Below are 23,628 nucleotides of genomic sequence, written 5' to 3'. Positions count from 1 at the left end.
CGGAATCACAATGAAGAAAATCGGACTCTTGCTGGCGGCCCTCCTGCTCAGCCCCCTGGCACTGGCACAAACCGCCCCGGCAGCCCCCAAGGCGCAGGCTCCCCAGACCTGGTACGTGGCCCCCATCGTCATCGACGAAACCAGCGAGGCGCAGAAGGCCCTGACCAAGCAATTCATGGCCCAGATGATCAAGACCATCAAGGTCAACGAGTACCAGACCGGCAAGGCCCTGGGCAAGACCCAGGATCCCAAGTGGCTGATCCGCACCAGGCTGATGCCCGCCAGCAGCGAACCCCTGGTCGGCAAGAAGCACCCCCAGGGGCTGACCTACGGCAAGGGCATCCCCACCCAGGAGATCGTCGGCGAGCTCATCATGGATGGCACCCTCGTCGCTCATATCGGCCAAGGCTGGCGCGAGCCCATCGTCCCCGGCACCCCGGTGGCCGAGAAGCTCTCCATCACCAACTACCGCTATGCCATCGGCAACGAGGCCAAGGCGGGGGATCTGGAGGAGCTGGCGGCCCAGATCGGTTTCGAGGCGGGCAAGGTGATTGCCAGAGGCGGCAAGCCCCTGCCCGAGAAGGTCACGAAGAAGAAGTGAGCCGGGCCTCGCGCCAGCCATGGGAAGGGGCCTTCGGGCCCCTTCTGCTTTTCGCACCCGCCCCTCCTGTTGTGACGCTCGTCGCATTTCACGCCAGACGCCCCGCGCCACGGCATAAAGACCACGTCAATTCAGCCACTTATGACAGCATCATGACAACGCGGCGATTTGGGGCGATAAGTGGGATCCCGATCACATCTATCCCGCGCCCCAGGGTGTAGCTTGAGAGGTGTCGGCACACCCAAGCGCAACAAGGAGGCGACATTACATGTTCCCAGAGTACAGAGACCTCATCTCGCAACTGAAGAGCAGTGATGACCATTTCCATGAGAAGTTTGCCTTACACAACGAGCTGGACGGGACCATCAGAAAACTGGAAAAGCATCATGCCAGCGACTTCAGTCCTGAGTTGAGAGATCTGAAAAAACAGAAACTTAAACTCAAAGAGGAGATATACGACATCCTCAAACAACATCAGTCTCATTGATTGCCCAGAACATTGATTGCGTTAACGCACGGATAAGCAATTTATCCGCTCGACCCGGCCCATAGGCCGGGTCTTTCGTCTCTCCCCCAGCCGGTCAGGTTGACCTCGACTCGATTGAGCTTTGCAGGCCAAACCGCTATCGTGTGCCCTCGCCATCGCCACGCTCAAGGAGAGCCCCATGCCCCGTCTGGACAGCATTCACCTCTATCCCATCAAATCCACCGCAGGCATGGTGCTGCCCCGGGCCCGGGTCGGCGAGGAGGGATTGGACGGCGACAGACGCTACATGGTGGTCAAGCCGGACGGCACCTTCATCACAGCACGCACCCATCCCCAGTTGCAGCAGCTGGTGGCCACCCCGGTGGAGGGTGGCCTGCAACTGCGTTACCCGGGCCAGGAGATGCTCACCCTGCAGCCGCAGGATTTCAGCCTGGCCCCCCAGAGCACGGGCGTCTGGCGTGACAGCTTTACCGCCCTGCGCACCCATGAGCAGGCCGATCTGTGGCTGAGCCGGGTGGCAGGTGAGCCGGTTCACCTGCTCTGGCTCGGCGAAACCTCTGATCGCTTTCGGGAGAAGACAGGCACCCGGGTCAGCTTTGCCGACGGCTACCCTCTGCTGCTCATCGGCCAGGGTTCGCTGGAGGATCTCAACCTGAGATCCGACGCCCTGCACCAGATGAGCCAGTTTCGCACCAACCTGGTGGCAAGCGGCGCCCGCCCCTTCGAGGAGGACGGCTGGAAGCGGATCCGCATCGGCGAGGTGGAGTTCCTGGTGGCCAAGCCGTGCAGTCGCTGCATCATGACCACGGTGGAGCCCGGCACCAGCCGCTTCAATGCCCTCAAGGAGCCGCTCGCCACCCTGGCTCACTACCGGCGCGGCGAGGACGGCGATGTCTACTTCGGCCAGAATCTGGTGGCCCTGAACGAGGGGTGGATCGAGGCGGGCAGCGAGATAGAGGTGCTGGAGCGGGTGCGCCCCCTCGTCTATGGCAACGGCGCCCCGAAGAAGCGGGCGCTGGTGTGCGTCGCCCGCCAGCCCCTGGCCCGGGATCTGGAGACCTTCTGGTTCGAGGCCGAGGATGGCGAGCCCCTGCCCGACTATCAGCCGGGCCAGCACCTGCCCCTCTTCGTGGACAGCAAGGGCGAGCGAGTGCAGCGCCGTTATACCCTCTGCTCCAGCCCGGATGAGCCAGGCCGCTACGCCATCGCGGTCAAGCGTCAGGCCGATGGCCGTCTCTCCTCCTGGCTGCACCGCCACCTCAAGGTGGGGGACAGGGTGCTGGCGGCCGACCCCGCCGGCGAGTTCCAGCTTGGCCGCGAGCGCCGCCTGCTGCTGCTCTCGGCAGGCTCCGGCATCACCCCCATGCTCGCCATCGCCCGCACCCTGGCCCTGCGCGGCGAGCTTGGCGAGGTTCACTTCATGCACCAGTGCCGCAGCCAGGTCGACATCCCCGCCCCCGAGGAACTCCACGCCCTGACCCGGCAAGGCATGCAGCTGACCCTTATCCTGAGCCAGGCCGACGAGAGCTGGCAGGGGCTGCGCGGCCGGCTCGGCAGGGATCACCTCGAGCGTGTCGGCGGCCTTGGCGAGCGGGAGGTCTTCCTCTGCGGTCCCCAGGGGTTCATGGCCTCGGCCATCGCCCTGCTCGGCGCGGCCGGGGTGAGCCGGATCCGCCAGGAGAGTTTTGGCGGTGCCCCCCTCATCACCGACCGGCCCCACCAAGCCCTGACCCTGAGCATCGCGGGCAAGCGCTTCGCCGGCAACAACCAGGGCACCATCCTCGATCAGGCCAGCAAGCAGGGGGTGGAGCTGCCCTGGAGCTGCCGCGCCGGGATCTGCGGCAGCTGCAAGCAGACCCTGCGCGCGGGGGAAGTGAGCCAGCCCGATGCCCCCGCCCTCAGCGAGGCCGAGCGGGCCCAGGGCAAGATCCTCACCTGCTGCGCCGTGCCCCTGACCGACATAGAGATAGCCTGAGCAGGGACAACCCGGGTTTACCTCGGCACAGAGACAAAAAAAACGGCTGCCGAGGCAGCCGTTTTCCATGGTTTCCCATCAGCCCTGACGCAGGGCCTGGATGCGCTGTTCGATGGGCGGGTGGCTCATGAACAACTCGCTCACCGAGCGCTTGCCGTTGATGCCAAAGGCCATCATGGCCCCTTCCATCTGCGGCTCGGCACCGCGGGAGAGGCGCTGCAGCGCCGCTATCATCTTGTCGCGGCCCGCCAGCTTGGCGGCACCCGCATCGGCGCGAAACTCGCGCTGACGGCTGAACCACATGACGATGATGGAGGCAAGCACCCCGAAGATCATCTCCAGCACGAACACGGTGATCATGTAGGCAAAACCACCCGAGCTGCTGCTCTCCTCGTCGCTGCTTGAGCTGAAGACATTGCTGATGAGCCCGGCCACGATGCGGGCGAAGAACATCACGAAGGTGTTCACCACCCCCTGGATCAGGGTCAGGGTCACCATGTCGCCGTTGGCCACGTGGCTCACCTCGTGGGCCAGCACGGCCTCGGCCTCGTCCCGGCTCATGCTGTAGAGCAGGCCGGACGACACGGCGACGAGGGAGTCGTCGCGGCGGGCACCGGTGGCGAAGGCATTCATATCGGAGGACTCATAGATGCCCACTTCCGGCATCTTGATCCCGGCCTCGCGAGCCTGACGGGCAACGGTACTGACCAGCCAGTGCTCGGTCTCGTTGCGGGGCTGCTCGATGACCTGGACACCATAGCTGCGTTTGGCCATCCATTTGGACATCAGCAAGGAGATAAAGGAGCCCCCAAAACCGAACACGGCACAGAAGATCAGCAAGCCAGAGATACTGGACTTGTTGATGCCAAGCACCGAGAACAGGATATTGAGTACCACCCCCAGCACCAGCATGACGGCCAGGTTGGTCACCAGGAATAGCATGATTCGCTTCATATAGACTCCTTGTGAGAATGAAAGGGGCGCGCGCCGGTCAACCGACCCACGCCCACCTGCCACACATAGTAGCGGTTATCTATGAATGCTCCCTGAATGCCCGCCCCTGCGCAACGGTGAAATATCGATATATTCCCGTAAGTTAGCGCTGTCTGGGTCACTCAGGGTCGGGATTTCCCCCAGCAGGGGAGCGGGCAGACGCTGGCGCAGGGTCGCCAGGTTCTCCTCGTAGCAACTCATGCCGCAGGGCAGCCGGTTCATCACCCAGCCCGCCAGGGACAAGCCCGCCTGCTCGATGGCGGCCAGGGTGAGCAGGGCATGGTTGAGACAACCCAGCTTGGCCCCCACCACCAGCACCACCGGCAGGCGCTGCTGCGCCACCCAGTCCGAGAGCAGCCTGTGCTCGTTGAGGGGCAGGTGCCAGCCCCCCGCCCCCTCCACCAGCACCCAGTCGGCGCCACTGCCCTCGAGGCGGCGCAGACCGGCCGTGATCCCCTCCTCCTCGATGGGTTGCCCCGCCTGGGCCGCCGCTATGTGGGGGGCGATGGGGGGGGCATAGGCGAAGGGGTTGACCCACTCATAGGGCAGCGCGACGCTGGCGGCTTGCTGCAACAACAGGGCATCGCGGTTGCGCAGCCCCTCGGGGGTCGGCTCACAGCCCGCCGACACCGGTTTGTAGCCGGCGCACGCCAGCCCCTCGGCACTCAACCCCTGCAACAGGGCGCGGGTGACCAGCGTCTTGCCCACATCCGTGTCCGTGCCCGTAATAAAGAAAGTCGCCATCTCAGCTCCTCGTCGGATGATTGTTCGCCCTGTCAGCGCCGGGCTCAGACCCGCTGCAGCTGCACCAGGGCCACGTGGTAGCTCGCCTCGAGCAGGCCATCGCCACGGCGAAAGCCCTCATAGGCCTGGGTGAGGCGCACCAGCCTGGCCCGCCCCCCCAGGCCCCCCTGTCCCCCTTCATTGACCTGGCTCGCCCCTATCCCCTTGAGGTCGCGCATCAGTTCGGCCAGCTGGCCATAGCCCAGGTGCCAGGGGCGCACCTCGATAATTGGGGTCTCAAAGCCTGACTTTTCAAGGGCCTCCCTGAGCCGGGCTTCCCCGAGGAAGCGATTGACGTGGGGTTTGCCATCCACCGCCTGCCAGGCCTGGGCCAGTTGCCAGAGCGAGCCGTCCAAGAGGGTGGAGAAGAGGACCCGCCCCCCTGGCCTCAGCACCCGGTGCAATTCGGCAAAGGCCTGCTGCGGGCATTCACACCACTGCAGGGCCAGGCTGGAGAAGACCAGATCCAGGCTGGCATCGGCCAGGGGCAGGGCCTCGGCATCGCCACACAGCAGGCGGGCACCGCTGCCCCGCCTCGCCGCCTGGGCCAGCATGCCGGGGGCGAGATCCAGCCCGTGCAGGCGCTGGCAGCGCTTGGCCAGCGCGGGCAGGAAGAAGCCGGTGCCGCAACCCAGATCCAGGGCGTCCCCCCACTGCCCTTGGGGCAGCTGGGTCAGCAGCGCCTGGCCCACCTCCTGCTGGAAGCGGGCGTGGGCATCATAGCCGGCGGCGGCGGCGCCGAAGCGTCGGGCGAGCTGCGCCTTGTCCACCGCCTGGAAACGCTCATGGAGCATGGGCGCCTCCTCTCTCGTCAATGGATGGGCGAGGCCCCAGGGCCTCGAGCAGGCGATCCACGTCAGCTTCGCCGTGGGCGGCGCACAGGGTGATGCGAAGGCGCGCCGTGCCGACCGGCACAGTGGGCGGGCGGATGGCGCTCACCCAGACACCGCGATCGCGCAACCGCTCGGCCAGTTGCAAGGCGGCACTGCTCTCCCCCACCAGCAGCGGCTGGATCGAGGTGTCGCTCTCCCCGAGGCGCCAGCCGAGTTGGCGGGCCCCCTGGCGAAAACGGGCGACGAGCTGGCCAAGATGAGCGCGGGCATCATCGGCGGCGCGCACCAGTTCGATGCTCTGGCTCACGGCGCACGCCTGCGCCGCCGGCATATGGGTGCTGTAGACATAGGGGCGGGCGAAGTTGACCAGATACTCCACCAGCTCGCGGCTGCCCCCCACAAACGCGCCAGCCACCCCGAGCGCCTTGCCAAAGGTGCCCATCTGGATGTGTACGCTGGCAGGAGCAACCCCTTGCGCCGCCAGGGTGCCGCGCCCCTCAGGGCCCAGCACACCGAGGCCGTGGGCATCGTCGATCATCAGCCAGTTGCTGCTCTGGGCAGCCAGCTGGCTCAGCTCGCGCCAGGGGCCCTGATCCCCGTCCATGCTGAACACCCCCTCCGAGACGATGAGGCCCCGGCCGGGTTCGAGCTGGGCGGCGAGCTGGGCCATGTCGTTATGACCGAAGCGCTTCATCTTGCAGGGCAATTGGCTGCCCATCTCCTGCAGGGAGGCGTGGTTGAGCCTGTCCTGCCACAGCAGGTGCTCCTTGCCAAGCAGGGCCTTGAGCACAGCCTGATTGGCCGAGAAACCGCAGTTGAACAGCAGCACAGCCTCCACGCCGAGCCAGTCGGCCAGGGTCTCTTCCAACTGCTGGTGAGCGCGGCTGTAGCCGGTCACCAGGGGCGAGGCGCCGGCGCCCGCACCATGGCGGTCGATCCCCTCTTTGAAGGCCGCCTTGATGGCGGGATGATGGGCCAGCCCCAGGTAGTCATTGCCGGAGAAGTTGAGGTAGTCGCGGCCATCGACCACCAGCCTGGCGCCAGTGGGGCCATCGGTGGCGGTGCGGCGGCGCAGCAGGGCCGCCTGCTCGCGCCCGGCCAGCGCCTCCCCCAGCGCAAAGGGGCCTGTGACAACAGGGGAAGTCATGGACGGAAGGCACCTGCGCGGGGACGGGTGGCATCGTAGAAGATCTCGGTCGGCTCGCTCTGGCGGCTCACCTCGGCCAGCAGCTCCTCTTCCTGGACCTGATCCGGCTTCTGGGCCCGCTGGGCGGGACGGATGCCCAGGCGCTTGAACAGCTGCATGTCGCTGTTCTCGTCGGGGTTGGGGGTAGTCAGCAGCTTGCAGCCATAAAAAATCGAGTTGGCCCCCGCCATAAAGCACATGGCCTGCATCTGCTCGTTCATCTTCTCCCGCCCGGCAGAGAGGCGCACATGGGAGGCCGGCATCATGATGCGCGCCACCGCTATGGTGCGGATAAACTCGAACGGGTCCAGGTTCTCCTGGTTTTCCATGGGAGTGCCCTTCACCTTGACCAGCATGTTGATGGGTACGCTCTCCGGGTGGCGCGGCAGGTTGGCCAGCGCCATCAAGAGGCCCGCCCTGTCTTTGCCCTGCTCCCCCATGCCGACGATGCCGCCGGAGCAGACCTTCATGCCGGCGCCGCGCACGTGGGCCAGGGTATCCAGCCGGTCCTGATAGGTGCGGGTGGTGATGATGTCGCCATAGAACTCCGGCGAGGTGTCGAGGTTGTGGTTGTAGTAATCAAGGCCGGCGGCCCCGAGGCGCGCGGCCTGATCCGCGGTCAGCATCCCCAGCGTCATGCAGGTCTCCATCCCCAGCCCGCGCACCTCCTCGACCATGCGCAGGATATAGGGCATGTCCCTCTCCTTGGGGTTGCGCCAGGCGGCCCCCATGCAGAAGCGCGACGAGCCGTTGGCCTTGGCCTCCCGGGCCCGCTCCAGCACCTTTTCCACCTCCATCAGCCGCTCGGCTTCGAGCCCGGTGTGGTAGCGAGCGCTCTGGGGGCAATATTTGCAATCCTCCGGGCAGGCGCCGGTCTTGATGGAGAGCAGGGTGCTCACCTGCACCTCGTTGGGGTCGAAATGGGCGCGGTGTACCGTCTGGGCCTGGAACAGCAGATCGTTGAATGGCAGGGCAAAGAGAGCCTGAACCTCGGCGAGGGTCCAGTCGTGACGAAGGGCGTGGCCGCCCAGGGTGAGAGCATTCATACATGGCTTCCAGTTGTTATAAGTGGGATCCTGCGCCGCCATCCCGGGATGAAGGACCGCAAAAGCCGCCACAGGCCTGCCGCCTCGTGGTGAGGCCTGGCGCCAAGTGGCTGAAATTGTTGGCTAGTGTAGAGAGCGCGCGTAGACTGTCAACACCGACCAGATCAAACAAATTGACAACAGAACACAAAATGACCAATCAAGAATTCGACCTGCACCACGTCTGGCACCCCTATACCTCCCTCACCCATCCCCTGCCCTGCTATGAAGTGGCCAGCGCCAAGGGGGTGACCCTCACCCTCAGCGACGGCCGTGAACTGGTGGATGGCATGAGCTCCTGGTGGGCCTGCGTCCACGGCTATCGGGTGCCGGAACTGGACGCCGCCGCCACTGCCCAGCTCGGCAAGATGTCTCACGTGATGTTTGGCGGCCTGACCCATGCTCCGGCGGTCGAGCTGTGCCGCAAGCTGGTGGAGATCACCCCCAAGGGGCTGGATCGGGTGTTTCTGGCGGATTCCGGCTCGGTGGCGGTGGAGGTGGCGCTCAAGATGGCCCAGCAGTACTGGCACGCCAAGGGCACGCCTCGCGCCAAATTCGTCGCCCTGCGGGGCGGCTATCACGGCGACACCTTCGGCGCCATGAGCGTGTGCGACCCGGATGGCGGCATGCACGAGCTCTACCAGGGCTTCCTGCCCGAACACCATTTCGTGGCCGCCCCGAGCTGCCGCTTCCACGCCCAGTGGGACGAGAGCTGTGTGGTGGAGCTGGCGGAGCTGGTTGCCGATCGCCACGAAGAGATCGCCGCCATCGTACTCGAACCCATCGTCCAGGGGGCGGGTGGCATGCGCTTCTATCACCCCCGCTACCTGCAGTGGGTGCGCGCCCTGTGCGACGAGTTCGGCCTGCTCTTGATAGCAGATGAAATCGCCACCGGCTTTGGCCGCACCGGCCAGCTGTTTGCCTGCGACTGGGCGGGGATCAGCCCCGACATCCTGTGCCTTGGCAAGGCGCTCACCGGCGGCTACCTGACGCTGTCGGCCACCCTCACCACCGAGCAGGTCGCCCGCACCATCTGTGACGGCAAGGCCGGGGTCTTTATGCACGGCCCCACCTTCATGGGCAATCCGCTCGCCTGCGCGGTGGCCAACGCCTCCATCGATCTGCTGCTGGCCTCGCCTTGGCAGGAGCGGGTGCGCGCCATCGAGCATCAGCTGCGCACCGAACTGGTGGCGCTGACCCTCAACCCGGCGGTGGCCGATGTGCGGGTGCTCGGCGCCATCGGTGTGGTGGAGATGAAGGAGCGGGTGGACGTGGCGCGCATCCAGCGCAAGTTCGTCGAACTGGGGGCCTGGATCCGCCCCTTTGGCAAGCTCATCTACCTGATGCCCCCTTTCGTCATCAGCCCCGAGGAACTGAGGGTGCTGACCCATGCCATCCATGAGGCCATCGCCTGCGGCGAATGCTGAGCCTCGACCAATAGGCCTCACATGGAATTGTGGGGCCTTTTGGGGCTTTTTCCCCAGAATGTGAGCGAACCATCAGACCATGGCGGCCGAGGAGAGTAGACTGCGCGGGTTTGACCAACCGACAAGTTCCCATGCGCCTCTCCATTGCCGCCAAATTCAACTTCTTCCTGCTGTTCATCTTCTCCATGGTGTTGGTGTTCTCGGCGTCCTATCAGGCGGTGCGCGAGCGCGACCTCATCCTGAGCCTCATCAAGGAGCAGAGCCGCGAGCAGACCGAAGCCTATTTCGACGGCCTCAACATGCTGATGCTGACCAACAAGATGGCGGCCCGCGACACCCTGAGAAACAAGTTTCTCGACCACGCCCACGTGGAGGATGCCCGTATCGTGCGCGGCGAGGCGGTGAACCGCCAGTTCGGCCCGGGCTATGACAACGAGCAGCCCAAAGACGAGTTCGACACGCTGGCGCTGGCGGGCAAGGGCAGCATGGAGGTGGTCCACGACGGTCAGCACAGCCGGCTGGTGGTGACCCGCCCTCTGCTGGCCCAGCGCAACTTGCGCGGCACCGACTGCACCAGCTGTCACCAGGTACCGGAGAACAGCGTGCTGGGGGCGGTGCGCTTTGACTACTCCCTCGATGCCCTCTTTACCCGGGTCGAGCAGAACATCCTCACCTCGGCCCTGAGCCTCACCCTCATCTTCGGCTTGGGGCTGCTGCTCACCCTCTGGGTCATTCGCACCTGGATTGTCAGCCCCCTCAACCGGCTGATCCGCGCCATGGAAGAAGCCACCGACAGACACGACTTCGGCCACCGGCTGGAGGGGGATGAGGGGGACGAGATTGGCCGGGTCGCGCTCGCCTACAATCAGATGCTCGACAGTGTGGAGCGCCAACTCGGCAAGCGGCGGAACAAGGCACCGGAGTCGAACCAGCCGAAATAACCCAGCCCATGGCAGGTTCGCTGTGGCAGACGCTGCGCGGCGGCAAACCTCAGGAGCCGGGTCAGCCGAAATAACCCAGCTCAAGGTAGATTCGCTGTGGCAGACGCGGCGCGGTAGACGCAGCGCGGCGGCACACTTCAGGAGCCAAGTCAGCCGAAGTAGAACAACAGCAGGCTGGCGATCAGGATCAGCAGCAGCAGGATCAGGGAGGCGCCATAGCCATCGTCTTCCCGGCGACTGCGCCGGTATTGCAGCGCCAGCACCAGCACCAGCAGAGTAAAGGCGGCGCAGCCCCACAGGCTCTGCTCCAGCCAGGGAGTGAGCGCCGGATCCCAGTGCTCGCGCACCTCGATGCCGCCGTAACGCAGGAAACCGTAGGCTATCTCGGGCCTGGCATAGTGATAGAGGGTGAGCAGCACCAGGACGCAGGCCCAGCAGAGCAGAGCCAGCCAGTGCAGCAGCACTATCCATCCATCCGGTCCGCGTCGTCGCTCCATCCCGCTTCTCCCCTCCCGTCGATTGGCTCCCCCAGCGTCTGACATTTTTGCTTGTTTATCAAACCTGCGCGGGTAAGATTGACGGCTTAGTCTGCCATGGTGGGCCATCTGTGCCCGGGTCAGACCCCTAGTGTTGCAAATAGCGCTGCAAGAACAAGCTGGAGACAATATTTCGATGACGCACGCATCCGTAGTAGATGTGCTGACCGGTAAGTATGCGGTTGGCACCACCCAGACAGTGAAAGGGTGGATCCGGACCCGCCGCGATTCCAAGGCGGGGATCTCATTTTTGGCCATATCCGATGGCTCCTGTTTCCATCCGGTGCAGGCCGTCGTTCCCAATACCCTGGCCAATTACGAGAATGAAGTGCTGCGTCTGACCACCGCCTGCTCCGTGGAAGTGACCGGCGTGGTCGCCGCCTCCCAGGGCAGCGGCCAGGCGTTCGAGCTGCAAGCCTCCGAGGTCAAGGTAGTGGGCTGGGTCGAAGATCCGGACACCTACCCCATGGCCGCCAAGCGCCACAGCATCGAATACCTGCGTGAACAGGCCCACCTGCGCCCGCGCACCAACATCGTCGGCGCCGTGACCCGGGTACGCAACTGCCTGGCCCAGGCCATTCACCGCTTCTTCCACGAAGAAGGCTATCTGTGGATTGCCGCCCCCCTCATCACCGCCTCCGACACCGAAGGGGCCGGCGAGATGTTCCGCGTCTCCACCCTGGATCTGGAAAACCTGCCGCGCACCCCCGAAGGCAAGGTGGATTACGACAAGGACTTCTTCGGCAAGGAGACCTTCCTGACCGTCTCCGGTCAGCTCAACGTCGAGACCTATGCCTGCGCCCTGTCCAAGGTCTACACCTTCGGGCCCACCTTCCGCGCCGAAAACTCCAACACCAGCCGCCATCTGGCCGAGTTCTGGATGGTGGAGCCGGAAATTGCCTTCGCCAACCTGGAAGACAACGCCGCCCTGGCCGAAGCCATGCTCAAGTACGTCTTCAACGCCGTGCTGGCGGAGCGCCGCGACGATCTGGAGTTCTTCGCCCAGCACGTGGACAAGGATGCCATCGGCCGTCTGGAGCGCTTCGTCGCCTCCGACTTCGCCCAGATTGACTACACCGACGCCATCGAAGTGCTGAAAAACTGCGGCAAGACCTTCGAGTTCCCTGTCTCCTGGGGCATCGACCTCTCCTCCGAGCACGAGCGTTATCTGGCCGAGGAGCACTTCAAGTCCCCCGTGGTGGTGAAGAACTACCCCAAAGACATCAAGGCCTTCTACATGCGCCTCAACGACGACGGCAAGACCGTCGCCGCCATGGACGTGCTGGCCCCGGGGATCGGCGAGATCATCGGCGGTGCCCAGCGTGAGGAGCGCCTCGAGGTGCTGGATCAGCGCATGGCCGAGATGGGCCTGAACAAGGAAGATTACTGGTGGTACCGCGATCTGCGCCGCTTCGGCACAGTCCCGCACGCCGGTTTCGGCCTCGGTTTCGAGCGTCTGGTGGTCTATGTGACCGGCATGGGCAACGTGCGCGACGTCATCCCCTTCCCGCGTACCCCGCGCACCGCCGAGTTCTAAGACGCGCCGAGCCAGACTCGCACCGTGCAAAAGCCGACCCTTGGGTCGGCTTTTTTGTTTTCTGCCATCCTCCTGCGTTGTCACACCAGGCTGACGACCACCTTGCCCTTTGCGCGACCGGTCGCCAGATAGGCGAGTGCCTCGCCGGCCTGTTCAAACGGAAAGACCTTGTCGATGACGGGTCTGAGCTTGCCCCCGTCCAGCAGCGCGGCAATCCGGGTCAGCTGGGCGCCATCCGGGCGCACGAACATCATGGCGTAGGTGACGCCCCGTCGCCGGGCAAGACAGTGGATCCTCCCGCTCATCAGGCCAAACAGAGCCCTCATAACGACATTCATGTTTCTCCCCCGCGCAAAGGCCGCATCCGGCGGGCCGACCAGCGACAGGAGCCGTCCCCCCGGCGCCAGGATCGACAGCGCCCGCTCGAGCGTGTCGCCCCGCAAGGTACCCAGCACCAGATCGTATCCCTGCAATAGCGCATCAAATTCCTGCCGTTTGTAGTCGATCACCACCTCGGCTCCCAAGCGCCCTACCCACTCGACGTTCGCCGTGCTGGTGGAGGTCGCGACCAAGGCCCCCAGGTGCCTGGCCAGCTGAATGGCAAAGGAGCCTATGCCGCCAGACCCCGCGGGAATGAACACCCTCTGGCCCGGCGCGAGTGGGGCCTGCTCGGTGAAGGCCTGCCAGGCCGTCAGCGCCACCATGGGAATGGACGCCGCCTGAACGAAGTCGAGGCTGGCCGGTTTGAGGGCCGCCGCGTGTTCGGGCACCACCACCCATTGCGCCAGGGCGCCGCGCCCCAGATCGAACAGGCTGGCATAGATGGCATCCCCCGGCCGAAACCGCGTGACCCGGCTGCCGACCGCCACCACCACACCGGCCAGATCGCTGCCGAGCACCGCGGGCAGCTCAAACCTGAGCAGGGGCTTGAAGGTGCCTTTCGGGATCATGTTGTCGATGGGATTGAGGCCGACGGCATGCACTTTGACCAGGATCTCGTCCGGCTCCATGGTCGGCTGCGGCAGGTCGGCGAACTCGGGCCGTGCCGACCGGCCATAACGTTTGAACACAAAGGCTTTCATCATCTTGCTACCAGGAAACATGAGGTGGCCGAAACCGGGCAAACCGCCCTTGTCCAACACAGGGCAGCGGCACAGGCCGGGCGCACCTCATCACGGGGATAAAAGAGGCGCTCTGGAGGGAGAGCTATGGGTTGGGCATGGCGCCGTCTCCAACAGACCGCCGGTCTTGTTGCCGGGATCAGCGGCCCTGAGGCGCAGCCTGATAACGTTCGGCGGCATGGGCCTGCCGAAGGTCGGAGAGCAGCGCCTTGCGCGCGCCATCGAGCTCATCCCAGCGACTGGCCTCATGCAGCGGTGGTATGGTGACCCCTTCCCGGCGATCGAAACCGATCAGGGCCGCATCCACCAGCTCCTCCACCGCCATCAACTCCGGCAAGCTGTCGGGATCGATGCCGGAGCGCGCCCAGATCTCGGTGCGCGTGCCGGCAGGCAGCACCGCCTGCACATAGACCCCGGCGGGAGCAAGCTCCAGGCTCATCCCCTGGGAGAGGAACAGCACGAAGGCCTTGGTCGCACCATAGAGCGTCATGCCGAACTCGGGCGCGAGCCCGACCACGGAGCCGATGTTGACGATGGCCCCCTCCCCGGCCTGCACCAGTCGTGGGGCGATGGCGGCCGCCAAGCGTGCCAGCGCCGTGCTGTTCAGGGTCACCAGTTGCTCGACGCTGTCGGCGGTCTGGGCGAGGAAGTGACCCGTCTGGCCCATCCCTGCGTTGTTGATCAGGATGCCGATGCGGGCATCATCCCGTAGCCGGGCCTCGACCTTCTCCAAGTCTTGCGATTGGGTGAGGTCGGCGGGCAGGATGTCGACGGCGACGCCATACGCCTGGCGCAGGCGGCCTGCCAGCGCCGTCAGCCGTGCCTCATCGCGGGCGACGAGCACCAGATCGTGGCCGCGCCGGGCGAAGCGGTCGGCATAGGTGGCGCCAATGCCGCTGGAGGCGCCGGTGATAAGCACTGTGGGTTTAATGGTCATGATGTCATTCTCTCGGGTGAAGGTGTTGCACTGTCTTGGATGCCGCGCCAGGCACTGGAGGGCCATGGCGCAATGTCGACGGGGCGTCATGGGATAACGCTTCCCGTCGATGCGCGGTTACTCGTCGGCCCCCGCCAGGGCCGGGTAGTCGATGTAGCCCTCGGCGCCGCCTCCATAGAGGGTCTCGGGTCTGAGTGCGGCGAGCGGGGCCCCCTGCTGCAGGCGCTCGACCAGATCCGGATTGCTGATAAAGGGGCGACCGAAGGCAAACAGGTCCGCCTTGCCCTGGGCCAGGGCACTGCTGGCCAGCGTCAGGTCATAGCCGTTATTGGCCAGATAGGTCTGCTTGAAGCGCCGACGCAGGGAGGCGAAGTCGAAAGGGGCGACATCCCGGGAGCCGCCGGTGGCGCCCTCGATCACGTGCAGGTAGACGACCCCCAGCGCGCTGAGCCGCTCGACCAGATAGTCGTACTGTGGCTGGGGATCGCTGCAGGAGATGCCATTGGCCGGTGAGACGGGGGAGATGCGGACCCCGGTGCGATCGGCCCCGATCTCCTCGGCCACGGCGGCGGTGACCTCGAGCAGCAGCCGCGCGCGGTTCTCGATGGAGCCGCCATAGCCGTCGGTGCGCAGGTTGGCGCCATCCTTGAGGAACTGCTCCAGCAGATAGCCGTTGGCACCGTGGATCTCGACCCCGTCGAAGCCCGCCGCCATGGCGTTGGCAGCCGCCTGACGAAAATCATCGACGATGCCGGGGAGCTCCTCCAGCGCCAATGCCCGGGGCATGGACACCTCGACGAAGTCATTGTTGACGAAGGTCTTGGTCTGGGCCCGCAGGGCCGAGGGCGCCACCGGCGCCGCGCCATCGGGTTGCAGCGCGACGTGGGAGACGCGACCGACGTGCCAGAGCTGCACGAAGATGCGACCGCCCCTGGCATGCACCGCATCGGTCACCTTGCGCCAGCCCGCAATCTGCGCCGCCGTGTAGAGGCCCGGGGTGTCCTGGTAGCCCTGAGCCTGGGCGGAGACCTGCGTCGCCTCGGCGATCAGCAGCCCCGCCGTGGCCCGCTGGCTGTAATAGGTGGCGGCATGCTCGCTCGGTACCAGGCCGGGGCCGGCACGGTTGCGGGTGAGCGGCGCCATCACGATGCGGTTGGCGAGGGTGATGGGGCCAAGGGAATAGGCCTCGAAGAGTCTCTTGTCTGTCATGGCGTGCCTCTGTCGGGTGGAACCTGGATCTGGGAAGGAGGGTGGTCTCTCTCTGCATCGCGCCGCCCTGCTCTGAGCTTGCAAGCGTCAATCCGGGGTCAGGGCGTTCAACCCCTTCCCGGGGTCTGCGCATTAAAGATGACGATCATCATCTTTTTCGTCAAGCGTTTTGATGATGACCAACATCAATGTATAGTGTTCACCACTTCCATGATCCAGAGGACGACCGGGTATGAGGGTCACCAAGGCACAGGCTCAGGCCAACCGGGCACACATAGTCGCCACCGCAGCCAGGCTGTTTCGCGAACGGGGTTACGATGGCGTGGGGGTGGCAGATCTGATGGGGGCGGCCGGCTTCACTCACGGCGGTTTCTACAAGCACTTTCCCACCAAGGCGGATCTGATGGCAGAGGCCGCCACCTGCGGGTTTGAACAGAGCCTGGAGAAAACCGGCGCGCTCGATGGCCCCGAGTTTGTCAGGCACTACCTCTCCAGAGAGCACCGCGATGTCCCTGGGGATGGCTGCATCATGGCCGCACTGTGCGCCGATGCGGCGCGCCAACCGGCCCAGGTCAAGGCCGCCTTCGAGGCCGGCATTGAGGCCATGCTGGCCCGCATCGGTGGCCCGCGCGGCACGTCGGATGCACAGGATCGCGCCAAGGGGATCGCGCTGATGGCGCAGATGGTCGGCGCCATCATGCTGTCGCGGGCCTGTCCGGATGAGTCGCCACTGGCCGATGAGATCCTGGCTGCCTGCCGCGCAGCCCTCTTGTCTCAGCGCTCGTCTCCAATAGAGGCGGCCACCGCCGAGTCAAACCAGGACACTTGAGCCGACCAATCGGGCCCATTGCCAGGATCGCAGGTCAGCCCTGACCTGCGATGCCCTTCATCGACCCCTGCCGTCTCCCGGCAGGGACGATCTCCGCCTCTCATCCTGCTCCTCGCATCAATCCCCCACCCCTCTTCCCCTGCCTGCCAGGCCCCAGCCACCTCTGTACAGGGGTTATCCGTAGTTTTTATGCACTTAATTCGGAAAAGAGCCCGTTATTGAACCACCTCAATTTTTTACCCCTTTAGGGGTGGCAGAATGCCCACTGACCCGTTAGGGACAATGACGACAGAGGCTCCCTGGCCCCAGGGCCGGTGCGGACATGGGTTCAATCACACGAGGTAATGGAATGATCTTGATGGAATTTTTGGTGGTACTCGGCTGCTTGCTGCTGGGGACCCGGTTTGGAGGCATGGGGCTTGGCCTCATCAGCGGCATAGGTCTGTTCCTGCTGACCTTCGTGTTCGGGCTGACCCCGGGCGAGCCCCCGGTGCAGGTGATGCTGACCATACTGGCGGTGATAGGGTGCGCCTCCGTGCTCCAGACCGCCGGCGGCCTCAACCTGATGATGCAGATAGCCGAGCGCCTGCTGCGCCGCCACCCCCAGTACATCACCATACTGGCCCCGCTCACCACCTGGACCCTCACCTTCCTGTGCGGTACCGGCCATGTGGTCTACACCATGTTCCCCATCATCAGTGACATCGCGCTGCAGAAGAACATCCGTCCCGAGCGCCCCATGGCGGTGGCCTCCGTCGCCTCCCAGATGGCCATCTGCTCCTCCCCCGTCTCGGTGGCCGTGGTCTCCCTGGTCTCCATCCTGGCGGCCGGTCATGGCATAGGCGAGGCCTATGGCCTGCTCGACATCCTGATGATCTCCATCCCGGCCTCCCTCACCGGCGTGCTGGTGGCGGCCCTGTGGAGCCTGCGCCGCGGCAAGGACTTGGACAAGGACGAGGAGTTCCAGGCCAGAATCCAGGATCCGGAGCAGCGCGCCTTCATCTATGGCGGCAACCAGACCCTGCTCGATCACGCCTTCCCGAAAGAGGCCTACTGGTCGACCTGGATCTTCTTCGCCGCCATCGCCGCCGTGGTGGTGCTGGGGGCCAACGAGGGACTGCGTCCCGTGTTCGAGATCAAGGGCAAGACGGGCCCCCTCTCCATGAACCTGGTGATCCAGATGATGATGCTGATCGCCGGCGCCATCATACTGATGCGCTGCAAGGTCAAGCCGAGCGAGATCTCGAACGGTCCCGTGTTCAAGGCGGGCATGGTCGCCATCTTCTCGGTGTTCGGGGTGGCCTGGATGAGCGACACCTTCTTCATCAGCCACATGGACGCCCTCAAGGAGAGTCTCTCCCATGTGGTGCAGTCCCAGCCCTGGACCTATGCCCTGGTGCTCTTCCTCATCTCCAAGCTGGTGAACAGCCAGGCGGCGGCGCTCACCGCCATCGCCCCCATGGGGCTGGCCCTGGGGGTGGATCCCAAGCTGCTGATCGCCTTCCTGCCGGCGAGCTACGGCTACTTCGTGCTGCCGACCTACCCAAGCGATCTGGCCTGCATCGGCTTCGACCGCTCAGGCACCACCCGGATCGGCAAGTTCATCATCAACCACAGCTTCATCCTGCCCGGCCTCATCGGGGTGGGCACCGCCTGTACCCTGGGTTACCTGCTGACCAGCCTGCTGCTCTGAGGCGGGCAAGCCAGGACAACAACAAACGGGAGGCCATCGGCCTCCCGTGTCATCTTCCCGGGTTGAGCCAGCCCCGCGACGGCATGAGGCATGCGGCCATCCGGCCCATGACGCTAGAGGCTCATACGCCACTAACGCTGGATCATCATCTACAAATATCAATAAATCACCAAAATACAACCGTAACATCTAAAAAATAATTGAAATTAAGTTTTTTAAACTACCGCCTACGTTCTAGAATTCCCGCCTATGACCGGGGGGAGATTAATGACCCGCTTTTTGCGTTGGATCAAGACTCGCCACGACCAAGCTGCCAAGATCGGCACCGATACCCAGCGACCACTTCGCACCGGAGAGAGCTATGACAAACCAGGCCACCGCAAGCATGACAACCTGCGACTACAAGCTGTGGGATATTCTCGTCGCGTCGGCAAAGGAACGCTCAACCATTCGTTACTCCAAGCTGGCCAAGATGGCCGGGCTGGAGACCTGCCAGGATGAGCTGCGCACCCTGCTGCAACGCATTCGCATGTACTGCACCGAACACCAGCTGCCCGTGCTCTCCACCATAGTGGTGGACGATGTGGGCAAGTACGCCGGGCTCAGCTCCGGCCTGCCGGAAGCCCCCTGGGAGCGGGCCCGGGTCTTCGATTATCAATGGCCTGTCGCCCCCTGATCCCCCTTCCCGCAAGATAAAACGCGCCTCGATGGCGCGTTTCGTCTCTCTGGCCCGGGGCACGCCACAAAAAAAGCCCGCCATGATGGCGGGCAGACAAGCAAGCAACACTCGGGTTTGCAGAGTCAAAACGTTCAGGCGTCGCCGCCGCCCCAGGCACCACGCGAAGAGGGCGGCGGGCCGTGCCGGATGGCGCTGGCCATGACCGGCGCCGACATGGGCGCGAGACGGCCAGCAGACTAGAGCAAAGACTCTTGCCAAGGAAATGTTTTATTGCCATTGCATGATGCATGCCCTGCATTGGGGGCCCTCCCCCTCAGCCGCCACGGGCCCGCCATGCCCGGCGTCAGCAAGAGATGGCCCAGGCCGTTGCCTTGCAACGGCCACAATGCCAGAATCTGGCCTTCGTTGCATTCAGGGCCCAGGCCCGCAGACAAGGACACCCCCATGGCCGTCACCCTCTATGGCATCAAAAACTGCGACACCATCAAGAAGGCGCGCAAGTGGCTCGCCGATGCCGGCGTCGATCACCGCTTCCACGACCACAGGGCCGATGGCCTGAGCCCGGCCCAACTGGATGGCTGGTTGGCACAGCTGGGCTGGGAGGCGCTGCTCAATACCCGCGGCACCAGCTTCCGCGCCCTGCCGGAGGAGGCCAGGCAAGGGCTCGACAGCGCAAAAGCCCGCGCCCTGATGCTCGAGCACCCCGCCATGATCAAGCGCCCCCTGCTGGATCTGGACGGCGAGCTGCACCTGGGTTTCAAGGCAGACCAGTATCAATCCCTCTTCCCCCGTTAACCTCTTCTTTTAAGGAATGCCGATGTCGGATGTCATCGCACTGGCCAAGGATCTGATCCGCCGCCCCTCCGTTACCCCGCAAGATGAAGGGTGCCAGACCCTGATGGCGGAGCGCCTCGCGCGCCTGGGCTTCGTCATCGAGCCCATGGTGTTTGAAGACACCACCAACCTCTGGGCGCGCCGCGGCAGCGAGGGCCCCCTGTTCTGCTTCGCCGGCCACACCGACGTGGTGCCCGCCGGGCCGCTGGACAAGTGGCACACCCCGCCATTCGAGCCAACCATCCAGGATGGCGTGCTCTATGGCCGCGGCGCCGCCGACATGAAGGGGTCCCTCGCCGCCATGGTGGTGGCCACCGAACGCTTCGTGACCGCCCACCCGGATCACTCCGGCTCCATCGCCTTCCTCATCACCTCGGACGAAGAGGGCCCCTTCATCAATGGCACCACCCGGGTGATCGACACCCTGGAGGCGCGCAACGAGAAGATCCGCTGGTGCATCGTCGGCGAACCCTCCTCCACTACCGAGGTGGGAGACGTGGTGAAGAACGGCCGCCGCGGCTCCATCACCGGGGATCTGCTGGTGCGCGGGGTGCAGGGCCACGTGGCCTACCCCCATCTGGCGGACAACCCCATTCACAAGGCGGCGCCGGCCCTGAGCGAGCTGGCCGCCACCGTGTGGGATGAGGGCAACGCCTTCTTCCCCCCCACCAGCTTCCAGATAGCCAATATCCAGGGGGGCACGGGCGCCTCCAACGTCATCCCCGGCGAATTGCACGTCCAGTTCAACTTCCGCTTCAGCACAGAGCTCACCGATCTGGCCATCCGCGAGCGGGTCGAGGCGCTGCTGGACAGGCACGGCCTGGACTACGAGCTCAAGTGGACCCTCTCCGGTCAGCCCTTCCTGACCGATACCGGCGCCCTGCTGGAGGCCACCGTCGCCGCCGTGGCCGAGGTCAACGGCCAGCGTCCTGCCCTGCTCACCACCGGGGGCACCTCGGACGGGCGTTTCATCGCCCCCACCGGGGCCGAGGTGATCGAGCTCGGTCCGGTCAACGCCACCATCCACAAGGTGAACGAGTGCGTGAAGGCCGGCGATCTGGATCTGCTGGCGGACATGTATCAGGGTGTGCTGACACGTTTGCTGCCATGAAGCCTGCCGCGGGAGGAGAAACCGTGCTGACCCAGGAACAACTGCTTGGCCAGGATGAGGGGCACCTCAGGGTGCTCGGGGCCGGACCTCACCGCCTCACCCCGGCCGCCGCCGACGCCTTTCACGCCATGCAGCTGGCCGCCGCTGCCGTAGGCCACAATCTGCAACCCGCCTCCAGCTGGCGCAGTTTCGCGCGCCAGCTGGCCATCTGGAATGGCAAGTGGCGCGGCGAGCGGCCGCTGCAAGACGGCGACGGTCAGCCTCTGGATGCCCTGCAACTGGGCGAGGTCGAGCGGCTCCATGCCATCCTGCGCTGGAGCGCCCTGCCGGGCACCAGCCGCCACCACTGGGGCACGGATCTGGACATCTATGATCCGGACCGCCTGCCCGATGGCACCCGGCTGGCCCTGGAGCCCTGGGAGTATGAGACGGGGGGCTGGTTTGCCGAACTGGCGCGCTGGCTCGACGCCCATATGAACGACTTTGGCTTCTTCCTGCCCTATGACAGGCAGGATCGCCAGGCGCTGGGCAGGGAGGTCGCCTTCGAACCCTGGCACCTGAGCTTTGCGCCCGAGGCGCAACATCAGCGGCTCGATGCCAGGGCGCTGGCGCTTTGCCTGCAACAGGCCGATATTGAGGGTAAGCAGACGATCCTGACCCACCTCGACGAGATACTGGCCCGCTACGTCTTACCCCAGCGCACAGACCATGACAGCGTCCATGACATCAATAGGAGCACCCCATGAGTCTCTGGTTGTTAATCGGCTTGCCACTCTTGTTTCTGCTTGGCGTATTTCTCAATGCCATCAAGGACATGAAACGGATAGAGAAAGAGCTGCCCAAGTACAAGGACAAGATCCGCGAAGTCAAGGATGACGAGGACGACTACTGACAAAAAAGCCCCGAAAGGGGCTTTTTTTCATCCGGATCGCCCTGTCTCCCCTCTCGCTACGGCGAGGTTGGCAACCATGATGCAAGATGGCGTAAATTGCAAAATAATGCACAAATAGCCCACACAAGAGGGGGCAAATGCATATAATGTGCCTGATTTGCATTTTGACAGAAGGGGTTCGCCATTGGATGCAGTGACCATCAACAGTTTCTTTCTTATCGGTGCCCTGTTGGTGGGAGCCAGTGTCCTGTTAAGCGCACTCTCGTCCCGGCTCGGGATCCCCATTCTGGTGATCTTCCTCGCGGTCGGCATGCTGGCGGGAGAGGATGGCCCAGGCGGCATCCACTTCGCCGATTACTCGGTCGCCTACCTGGTAGGCAACCTGGCGCTCGCCATCATCTTGCTCGATGGCGGCATGCGCACCCGGGTCTCCTCGTTTCGGGTCGCGCTCTGGCCCGCCCTCTCCCTCGCCACCCTGGGGGTGGCCATCACCACGGGCCTGACCGGGCTGATGGCGGCCTGGCTGTTTGACCTCAACCTGATGCAGGGGATGCTGATCGGCGCCATCGTCGGCTCCACCGATGCCGCGGCCGTCTTCTCCCTGCTCGGCGGGCGCAGCCTCAACGAGCGGGTCGGCGCCACCCTGGAGATAGAGTCCGGCAGCAATGACCCCATGGCGGTCTTCCTCACCATCACCCTGATCGAGGTGCTGGCCACCGGCCAGCAGGGGCTGGACTGGTCCTTCCTGCTCCAGCTGCTGCAACAGTTCGGCCTGGGGGCAGGGCTGGGGCTGGGGGGCGGCTGGTTGCTGTGGAAGCTCATCAACACGGCCCGCCTGGCGCCCGGGCTTTACCCCCTGCTCACCGTCAGCGGCGGCCTGCTCATCTTCGCCCTCACCACGGCGCTGGGGGGCAGCGGCATCCTCGCCATCTACCTGACCGGCCTCTTGCTGGGCAACCGGGTGATCCGCAGCCGCAGCACCACCCTCTCCGTGCTGGACGGCCTCACCTGGCTGAGCCAGATAGGCATGTTCCTGGTGCTGGGCCTGCTCGCCACCCCGAGCAACCTGATGCCCATCGCCTTGCCGGGCCTGGCCCTGGCCATGTGGATGATACTGATCGCCCGCCCGCTCTCGGTCTGGATAGGCCTGCTGCCCTTCAAGAACTTCGCCCCCCGCGAGCGCTGGTTCATCTCCTGGGTGGGCTTGCGCGGCGCCGTGCCCATCATACTGGCGGTCTTCCCCATGATGGCCGGGCTGCCCAATGCCCAGCTCTATTTCAATGTCGCCTTCTTCGTGGTGCTGGTCTCCCTGATCCTGCAGGGCAGCTCGCTGCCGCTGGCCTCGCGCCTGGCGCGGGTGGAGGTGCCGGCGCCGCCCTCCCCCATCAACCGCGCCGGGCTGGAGATCGATCTCGACAGCCAGTGGGAGACCTTCGTCTACCGGCTCGGCTCGGAGAAGTGGTGCATCGGCTCCCCGCTGCGGGATCTCAAGATGCCGGCGGGCACCCGGGTCTGCGCCCTGTTTCGCGGCCAGGATCTGCTCCACCCTTCCGGCAGTACCTGCCTGCAGGCCGATGACATCCTCTGCGTCATCGGCCACGAACACGACCTGACCGCCCTCGGCCAGCTGTTCAGCCAGGCCCCGGAGCAGGATCTGGGCCCCCGCTTCTTCGGGGACTTCCTGCTCGATGCCTCGGCCCGCCTGATCGACCTCGCCCCCCTCTATGGCCTGGATCTTGGCGAGCTGGACGAGCCCCAGCAGAGCCTGGGCGACTTCCTCGCCGGCCGCTTGGGCGATAATCTGGTGGTGGGTGACCAATACCCATGGCAGGGCATGATCTGGACCGTGGCCGAGATGGATGAAGACGAGGCGAGCAAGATAGGCGTGCGCTTCCTCGACGAAGACCCGGTCTGATCGCCCCTTGACGGAGCAATACAT

The 23,628-nt window shown here is 64.8% G+C and carries 23 protein-coding genes; 14 read left to right on the top strand and 9 right to left on the bottom strand.

Features of this window, described 5'->3' with window-relative positions; translation table 11 throughout:
- Positions 1 to 10 precede the first annotated feature (10 nt).
- The 3 genes from ACW5W4_RS12355 (at position 11) to ACW5W4_RS12345 (ending at position 3,063) form a co-directional block, all read left to right on the top strand.
- Entirely contained in the window at positions 11 to 601 is a 591-nt protein-coding gene (locus ACW5W4_RS12355; protein WP_427261591.1) for a hypothetical protein, read from the top strand.
- Between the two features lie 268 nt (positions 602 to 869).
- Positions 870 to 1,088 carry a YdcH family protein gene (locus ACW5W4_RS12350; protein ID WP_042042935.1) on the top strand — a complete coding sequence of 73 codons (219 nt, stop codon included), beginning with the start codon at positions 870 to 872 and terminating at the stop codon, positions 1,086 to 1,088.
- Between the two features lie 178 nt (positions 1,089 to 1,266).
- Entirely contained in the window at positions 1,267 to 3,063 is a 1,797-nt protein-coding gene (locus tag ACW5W4_RS12345) for an MOSC N-terminal beta barrel domain-containing protein (RefSeq protein ID WP_456689573.1), read from the top strand.
- A gap of 78 nt (positions 3,064 to 3,141) precedes the next feature.
- On the opposite strand, the gene htpX is transcribed toward ACW5W4_RS12345, so the two are convergent.
- From htpX to bioB, 5 genes are all read right to left on the bottom strand, one after another.
- Positions 3,142 to 4,017 carry a protease HtpX gene (htpX, locus tag ACW5W4_RS12340; RefSeq protein WP_456689572.1) on the bottom strand — a complete coding sequence of 292 codons (876 nt, stop codon included), beginning with the start codon at positions 4,015 to 4,017 and terminating at the stop codon, positions 3,142 to 3,144.
- Positions 4,018 to 4,092: 75 nt separating this feature from the next.
- The gene (gene bioD / locus ACW5W4_RS12335) at positions 4,093 to 4,800 is read right to left on the bottom strand and encodes a dethiobiotin synthase (protein WP_427261594.1); all 708 of its coding nucleotides are present in this window, start codon (positions 4,798 to 4,800) and stop codon (positions 4,093 to 4,095) included.
- Positions 4,801 to 4,844: 44 nt separating this feature from the next.
- Positions 4,845 to 5,633, bottom strand: coding sequence for a malonyl-ACP O-methyltransferase BioC (bioC, locus tag ACW5W4_RS12330; protein ID WP_456689571.1), 789 nt, complete (start codon positions 5,631 to 5,633; stop codon positions 4,845 to 4,847).
- Positions 5,623 to 6,819, bottom strand: a complete 1,197-nt coding sequence (gene bioF, locus ACW5W4_RS12325; protein ID WP_456689570.1) for an 8-amino-7-oxononanoate synthase — start codon at positions 6,817 to 6,819, stop codon at positions 5,623 to 5,625. Before bioF ends, bioC begins: the two co-directional genes overlap by 11 nt.
- Positions 6,816 to 7,904: a biotin synthase BioB gene (bioB, locus tag ACW5W4_RS12320; protein WP_456689569.1), complete on the bottom strand. Its 1,089-nt coding sequence runs from the start codon at positions 7,902 to 7,904 to the stop codon at positions 6,816 to 6,818. Before bioB ends, bioF begins: the two co-directional genes overlap by 4 nt.
- A gap of 191 nt (positions 7,905 to 8,095) precedes the next feature.
- Here bioB and bioA point away from each other — a divergent pair, with 191 nt between their 5' ends.
- Complete coding sequence (gene bioA / locus ACW5W4_RS12315) at positions 8,096 to 9,370, top strand: adenosylmethionine--8-amino-7-oxononanoate transaminase (protein WP_456689568.1); 1,275 nt, start codon at positions 8,096 to 8,098, stop codon at positions 9,368 to 9,370.
- A gap of 131 nt (positions 9,371 to 9,501) precedes the next feature.
- Positions 9,502 to 10,311 (top strand): HAMP domain-containing protein, encoded by an 810-nt coding sequence (locus tag ACW5W4_RS12310; protein WP_456689567.1) that lies wholly within the window; start codon positions 9,502 to 9,504, stop codon positions 10,309 to 10,311.
- A 149-nt stretch (positions 10,312 to 10,460) separates the two neighbouring features.
- On the opposite strand, the gene ACW5W4_RS12305 is transcribed toward ACW5W4_RS12310, so the two are convergent.
- Positions 10,461 to 10,808 (bottom strand): hypothetical protein, encoded by a 348-nt coding sequence (locus ACW5W4_RS12305; RefSeq protein WP_456689566.1) that lies wholly within the window; start codon positions 10,806 to 10,808, stop codon positions 10,461 to 10,463.
- A 175-nt stretch (positions 10,809 to 10,983) separates the two neighbouring features.
- Between ACW5W4_RS12305 and asnS the strand changes: the two genes are divergently transcribed.
- Positions 10,984 to 12,384 carry an asparagine--tRNA ligase gene (asnS, locus tag ACW5W4_RS12300; RefSeq protein ID WP_456689565.1) on the top strand — a complete coding sequence of 467 codons (1,401 nt, stop codon included), beginning with the start codon at positions 10,984 to 10,986 and terminating at the stop codon, positions 12,382 to 12,384.
- An 80-nt stretch (positions 12,385 to 12,464) separates the two neighbouring features.
- Here the strand turns inward: asnS and ACW5W4_RS12295 are convergent, their stop codons facing one another.
- From ACW5W4_RS12295 to ACW5W4_RS12285, 3 genes are all read right to left on the bottom strand, one after another.
- Positions 12,465 to 13,469, bottom strand: coding sequence for an NADP-dependent oxidoreductase (locus ACW5W4_RS12295; protein ID WP_456689564.1), 1,005 nt, complete (start codon positions 13,467 to 13,469; stop codon positions 12,465 to 12,467).
- Positions 13,470 to 13,644: 175 nt separating this feature from the next.
- Positions 13,645 to 14,442 carry an SDR family NAD(P)-dependent oxidoreductase gene (locus ACW5W4_RS12290; RefSeq protein WP_456689563.1) on the bottom strand — a complete coding sequence of 266 codons (798 nt, stop codon included), beginning with the start codon at positions 14,440 to 14,442 and terminating at the stop codon, positions 13,645 to 13,647.
- Between the two features lie 117 nt (positions 14,443 to 14,559).
- Positions 14,560 to 15,651, bottom strand: a complete 1,092-nt coding sequence (locus tag ACW5W4_RS12285; RefSeq protein ID WP_456689562.1) for an alkene reductase — start codon at positions 15,649 to 15,651, stop codon at positions 14,560 to 14,562.
- Positions 15,652 to 15,883: 232 nt separating this feature from the next.
- On the opposite strand from ACW5W4_RS12285, the gene ACW5W4_RS12280 reads away from it, so the two are divergent.
- The 8 genes from ACW5W4_RS12280 to ACW5W4_RS12245 all read left to right on the top strand — a co-directional run bounded on the left by ACW5W4_RS12280 (position 15,884) and on the right by ACW5W4_RS12245 (position 23,604).
- Entirely contained in the window at positions 15,884 to 16,480 is a 597-nt protein-coding gene (locus tag ACW5W4_RS12280; RefSeq protein ID WP_456689561.1) for a TetR/AcrR family transcriptional regulator, read from the top strand.
- A gap of 349 nt (positions 16,481 to 16,829) precedes the next feature.
- The gene (locus ACW5W4_RS12275) at positions 16,830 to 18,173 is read left to right on the top strand and encodes an anaerobic C4-dicarboxylate transporter (protein WP_408773205.1); all 1,344 of its coding nucleotides are present in this window, start codon (positions 16,830 to 16,832) and stop codon (positions 18,171 to 18,173) included.
- 361 nt (positions 18,174 to 18,534) lie between these two features.
- Positions 18,535 to 18,849 carry a hypothetical protein gene (locus tag ACW5W4_RS12270; protein WP_041997705.1) on the top strand — a complete coding sequence of 105 codons (315 nt, stop codon included), beginning with the start codon at positions 18,535 to 18,537 and terminating at the stop codon, positions 18,847 to 18,849.
- Positions 18,850 to 19,296: 447 nt separating this feature from the next.
- Positions 19,297 to 19,647, top strand: a complete 351-nt coding sequence (locus ACW5W4_RS12265; protein ID WP_456689560.1) for an ArsC family reductase — start codon at positions 19,297 to 19,299, stop codon at positions 19,645 to 19,647.
- A 22-nt stretch (positions 19,648 to 19,669) separates the two neighbouring features.
- Positions 19,670 to 20,797: a succinyl-diaminopimelate desuccinylase gene (gene dapE / locus ACW5W4_RS12260; protein WP_456689559.1), complete on the top strand. Its 1,128-nt coding sequence runs from the start codon at positions 19,670 to 19,672 to the stop codon at positions 20,795 to 20,797.
- Between the two features lie 26 nt (positions 20,798 to 20,823).
- Positions 20,824 to 21,543: a M15 family metallopeptidase gene (locus tag ACW5W4_RS12255; protein ID WP_456689610.1), complete on the top strand. Its 720-nt coding sequence runs from the start codon at positions 20,824 to 20,826 to the stop codon at positions 21,541 to 21,543.
- On the top strand, positions 21,540 to 21,689 hold the full coding sequence (locus tag ACW5W4_RS12250; RefSeq protein WP_084205416.1) for a hypothetical protein: 150 nt from the start codon (positions 21,540 to 21,542) through the stop codon (positions 21,687 to 21,689). Before ACW5W4_RS12255 ends, ACW5W4_RS12250 begins: the two co-directional genes overlap by 4 nt.
- 184 nt (positions 21,690 to 21,873) lie before the next feature.
- The gene (locus ACW5W4_RS12245) at positions 21,874 to 23,604 is read left to right on the top strand and encodes a potassium/proton antiporter (RefSeq protein ID WP_456689558.1); all 1,731 of its coding nucleotides are present in this window, start codon (positions 21,874 to 21,876) and stop codon (positions 23,602 to 23,604) included.
- Positions 23,605 to 23,628: the final 24 nt, after the last annotated feature.

It is taken from the genome of Aeromonas crassostreae, assembly GCF_054052445.1.
This window is presented reverse-complemented; position numbering and strand designations above follow the sequence as displayed.

Coding starts and splice junctions, on each gene's coding strand:
- bioA (WP_456689568.1), top strand. CDS start 8,096: ATGACCAATCAAGAATTCGACCTGCACCACGTCTGGCACCCCTATACC.
- ACW5W4_RS12310 (WP_456689567.1), top strand. CDS start 9,502: ATGCGCCTCTCCATTGCCGCCAAATTCAACTTCTTCCTGCTGTTCATC.
- ACW5W4_RS12290 (WP_456689563.1), bottom strand. CDS start 14,442: ATGACCATTAAACCCACAGTGCTTATCACCGGCGCCTCCAGCGGCATT.
- htpX (WP_456689572.1), bottom strand. CDS start 4,017: ATGAAGCGAATCATGCTATTCCTGGTGACCAACCTGGCCGTCATGCTG.
- ACW5W4_RS12305 (WP_456689566.1), bottom strand. CDS start 10,808: ATGGAGCGACGACGCGGACCGGATGGATGGATAGTGCTGCTGCACTGG.
- bioB (WP_456689569.1), bottom strand. CDS start 7,904: ATGAATGCTCTCACCCTGGGCGGCCACGCCCTTCGTCACGACTGGACC.
- ACW5W4_RS12275 (WP_408773205.1), top strand. CDS start 16,830: ATGATCTTGATGGAATTTTTGGTGGTACTCGGCTGCTTGCTGCTGGGG.
- ACW5W4_RS12280 (WP_456689561.1), top strand. CDS start 15,884: ATGAGGGTCACCAAGGCACAGGCTCAGGCCAACCGGGCACACATAGTC.
- asnS (WP_456689565.1), top strand. CDS start 10,984: ATGACGCACGCATCCGTAGTAGATGTGCTGACCGGTAAGTATGCGGTT.
- bioC (WP_456689571.1), bottom strand. CDS start 5,633: ATGCTCCATGAGCGTTTCCAGGCGGTGGACAAGGCGCAGCTCGCCCGA.
- dapE (WP_456689559.1), top strand. CDS start 19,670: ATGTCGGATGTCATCGCACTGGCCAAGGATCTGATCCGCCGCCCCTCC.
- ACW5W4_RS12355 (WP_427261591.1), top strand. CDS start 11: ATGAAGAAAATCGGACTCTTGCTGGCGGCCCTCCTGCTCAGCCCCCTG.
- ACW5W4_RS12270 (WP_041997705.1), top strand. CDS start 18,535: ATGACAAACCAGGCCACCGCAAGCATGACAACCTGCGACTACAAGCTG.
- bioD (WP_427261594.1), bottom strand. CDS start 4,800: ATGGCGACTTTCTTTATTACGGGCACGGACACGGATGTGGGCAAGACG.
- bioF (WP_456689570.1), bottom strand. CDS start 6,819: ATGACTTCCCCTGTTGTCACAGGCCCCTTTGCGCTGGGGGAGGCGCTG.
- ACW5W4_RS12265 (WP_456689560.1), top strand. CDS start 19,297: ATGGCCGTCACCCTCTATGGCATCAAAAACTGCGACACCATCAAGAAG.
- ACW5W4_RS12285 (WP_456689562.1), bottom strand. CDS start 15,651: ATGACAGACAAGAGACTCTTCGAGGCCTATTCCCTTGGCCCCATCACC.
- ACW5W4_RS12295 (WP_456689564.1), bottom strand. CDS start 13,469: ATGATGAAAGCCTTTGTGTTCAAACGTTATGGCCGGTCGGCACGGCCC.
- ACW5W4_RS12350 (WP_042042935.1), top strand. CDS start 870: ATGTTCCCAGAGTACAGAGACCTCATCTCGCAACTGAAGAGCAGTGAT.
- ACW5W4_RS12250 (WP_084205416.1), top strand. CDS start 21,540: ATGAGTCTCTGGTTGTTAATCGGCTTGCCACTCTTGTTTCTGCTTGGC.
- ACW5W4_RS12345 (WP_456689573.1), top strand. CDS start 1,267: ATGCCCCGTCTGGACAGCATTCACCTCTATCCCATCAAATCCACCGCA.